Source organism: Kribbella sp. NPDC056345 (assembly GCF_042262745.1).
Lineage (GTDB): Bacteria > Actinomycetota > Actinomycetes > Propionibacteriales > Kribbellaceae > Kribbella.
Genome location: NZ_JBHJQQ010000043.1, coordinates 1 through 1,264, shown reverse-complemented (window position 1 = coordinate 1,264; position 1,264 = coordinate 1). Strand labels below are relative to the sequence as shown.

Genomic DNA, 1,264 nt, shown 5'->3' with positions numbered 1-1,264 from the left:
GCTAGATCGCGTTGCTCCTCTTCTCCATCCGCGTTCCAAGCTGCGGAAAGGCACCCATAAGCGCACGCCTGGTCGAGCAGGCGACGCGGATCGACGTCCAGCGCACGAGAGAATGCGTCCGCCATCTGTGCAATGCGTCTAGGATCGAGACAAAGGTCGTCTCTGTCAGCCGGATCGTAGAACATATTGGCGGCGCCAAAGCCCACTTCACCGACCAGACCGACGGGATCTATCACCAGCCAGCCGCGACTGGAGAACATGATGTTTTCATGATGCAGATCGCCATGTAGCCCACGCAGTTCCGAGGCATTGCTCATCATTTGATCGGCTATAATCGCCGCGTGGACGTAGTCAGTTTGACAACCTGCGTTTTGATCATCGCGCGCCCGCTGAAACAAAGCTGCAAAGCGATCCCGGATCGGGAGAAGGGCAGAAGGCAGGGGTTCCTCAGATGCGGCATACAGCTTCGCCATTAGTTCCGCTGCAATTTCGGTCGCCTGGTAGTCGCCGTGCTCGGCAACGATGTGAGAGAGCATTCGCTCCCCGGCATATTCGAGCAACATCAGATTGTTCTCACGACCGAGCAACCGGACTGCTCCCCTCCCATTGCGCCATACCAGATAGTCGGCCCCGCGCAGTTCATCAGCAATGTCTTCTATAGGTTTCAATCCCTTGACGATTGCAGGAGTCCCGTCTGGCAATGAAACTTTCCAAACGAGGCTGGAAAAGGTGTCCGCAATGAGAACAGGTTGCGAAACGTGCCAATGAGCAGGAAAAACAGGCGGCATGAACATCAACCCCAAGTCAGAGGGTCCAATCGCAGATAGAAGGCAAGGCGTTCGCGGTCGGGGGCTTCGATCCCCAATACATTGAATAGGACAGCGAAGGCGCGCTCTGCTTCATCTGGCGCTGCCCAGTTCTCTTCGGCGTTAGCAATCATGAGTGCCAAATCGGCATAGCGATCTGCTGTTCCGAGCCGCCCAAGGTCGATCAGACCCGTGCATTGAAGAGTTTTAGGGTCCACCATGAAGTTCGGCATGCAGGGATCACCATGGCAAACAACCATATCGGTGCGCTCTTGGTCGAGCCGCACCGGTAGCTCTCGTTCGACACGAGCCAAAAGATCGAGCTGCGGCGTACTCTTGTCCTCGTCCGGTAAGAAGTCGGGATTGACGGCATTGCGGGACACCACATCAACGGCGCGTCCGAACATTCGCGACAGCCTGCGCTCAAACGGACATTGATCAACCGATAGGCTGTGAAC

General features: G+C 56.2%; 2 protein-coding genes. Both read right to left on the bottom strand.

Annotated elements, in window-relative coordinates:
* Nucleotides 1–794, bottom strand: a 794-nt coding sequence (locus ACFCV3_RS42710; RefSeq protein ID WP_376041205.1) for an APH(6)-I family aminoglycoside O-phosphotransferase, incomplete at its 3' end; no start/stop codon positions are given.
* Nucleotides 794–1,264 (bottom strand): APH(3'') family aminoglycoside O-phosphotransferase (locus tag ACFCV3_RS42705; protein ID WP_040203940.1); only part of this gene is annotated, 471 nt, incomplete at its 5' end. The genes ACFCV3_RS42705 and ACFCV3_RS42710, both read right to left, overlap by 1 nt.